This window comes from Vibrio sp. 10N.239.311.G01 (assembly GCF_041465805.1).
GTDB classification, from domain to species: domain Bacteria; phylum Pseudomonadota; class Gammaproteobacteria; order Enterobacterales; family Vibrionaceae; genus Vibrio; species Vibrio crassostreae_C.
Map to the genome: position 1 here is coordinate 1 of NZ_JBFSRM010000079.1, position 1,101 is coordinate 1,101.

The 1,101-nt window shown below is 41.7% G+C and carries 3 protein-coding genes; all 3 read right to left on the reverse strand.

Translation table 11 applies throughout. The features are described 5' to 3' along the window. Nucleotides 1-70 precede the first annotated feature (70 nt). The 3 genes from AB6D06_RS22470 to AB6D06_RS22480 all read right to left on the reverse strand — a co-directional run bounded on the left by AB6D06_RS22470 (nt 71) and on the right by AB6D06_RS22480 (nt 1,028). The gene (locus tag AB6D06_RS22470; RefSeq protein ID WP_025548916.1) at nt 71-373 is read right to left on the reverse strand and encodes a type II toxin-antitoxin system RelE/ParE family toxin; all 303 of its coding nucleotides are present in this window, start codon (nt 371-373) and stop codon (nt 71-73) included. Further along, nucleotides 361-618, reverse strand: a complete 258-nt coding sequence (locus tag AB6D06_RS22475) for a type II toxin-antitoxin system Phd/YefM family antitoxin (protein WP_005398415.1) — start codon at nt 616-618, stop codon at nt 361-363. The genes AB6D06_RS22470 and AB6D06_RS22475 overlap by 13 nt, the downstream gene beginning before the upstream one ends. A gap of 167 nt (nt 619-785) precedes the next feature. Then, the gene (locus tag AB6D06_RS22480; RefSeq protein ID WP_372101494.1) at nt 786-1,028 is read right to left on the reverse strand and encodes a hypothetical protein; all 243 of its coding nucleotides are present in this window, start codon (nt 1,026-1,028) and stop codon (nt 786-788) included. Between the last annotated feature and the right edge of the window lie 73 nt (nt 1,029-1,101).

Below are 1,101 nucleotides of genomic sequence, written 5' to 3' on the forward strand. Positions count from 1 at the left end.
TGGGATGAAAACACTGCCAAAAATTAATCATTGACGCCATAGTCGTTTGTTAGCCGCTCATTCCCAAAGGTTACTGCTTACTCAACAGGAACTTACGCAAATCTCTCTCTGCACGCATAACAAACAGAATAAACACTTTGTCACCGTCTTGTTTATAGAAAACACGACATGGATTAACGACAACTTCACGATAACTTAAATGTTCTAGCTCGGGTGGAATACGACCTGACTCTGGGAAAGTTTGTAGGCGTTCGACTTTGGAGAAGATCGTTTGCACTAACTGCTTTGCAGCTACGATATTTTCAAGTGCGATGTATTCAGCGATATCGTTGAGGTCAGATAACGCTGGCTCAGTCCAGATTATTTCAGCCATTTTGACATTTTGTCCTTAGCTTCATCATGACTTGCCACTTTACCATCAGCTAGTGCACGCTCACCTCGTGCAATACCCTCAAGAATAGCTAAACGATTTTGCATAAATTCGTAGTCATCAACATCAACTAGATACGCAGATGGCTTTCCATGCTCAGTAATTAACACTGGTTCTTTGGTGTCGTGGAGATCGGCGAGGATCTTAGTTGCTTGGCGTTTGAGTGATGTAACTAGTTCTACTTTCATGAGAGCTGCTCCAAAGGAATACTAAAGTGATACTATTCTATCACTTTGAGTATAGCAAGCTCCATGACGGCTAACGCCAAGCCAAGCTGTGAGTGAATGTGTGCCACAATGGAGCGAAGCAAAATCGGCACGCGTTCACGAATCAGACTTGAGCGCCTTGTTATATTTTATTTTGCCGCGATCGAATTCTTATTTTTCTTAGCTTGATTTACAAAGTGTTTTATCGACAAAACAAGCAAAATCAGTCCACCAATTACCATAAGCGGCGCTGAAAATGGTGTTTTGATCAATGCTGGTAATGAATCAGTTACTCCAAATAGTTCGGCGATCCCTAGTAAAGGCAGAGCAACCCCTAGCCAAAGGCATATGTTTGCAACAATAGAGTTTTCATTTGCTTCGTTTTTGTTCATAAGTTTGTCCTTAAAATATAACGAATGACATGGATTCCCCCTACCGAGGATCTGCCACACTTATGTGGTACTT

Coding starts and splice junctions, on each gene's coding strand:
- AB6D06_RS22470 (WP_025548916.1), bottom strand. CDS start 373: ATGGCTGAAATAATCTGGACTGAGCCAGCGTTATCTGACCTCAACGAT.
- AB6D06_RS22475 (WP_005398415.1), bottom strand. CDS start 618: ATGAAAGTAGAACTAGTTACATCACTCAAACGCCAAGCAACTAAGATC.
- AB6D06_RS22480 (WP_372101494.1), bottom strand. CDS start 1,028: ATGAACAAAAACGAAGCAAATGAAAACTCTATTGTTGCAAACATATGC.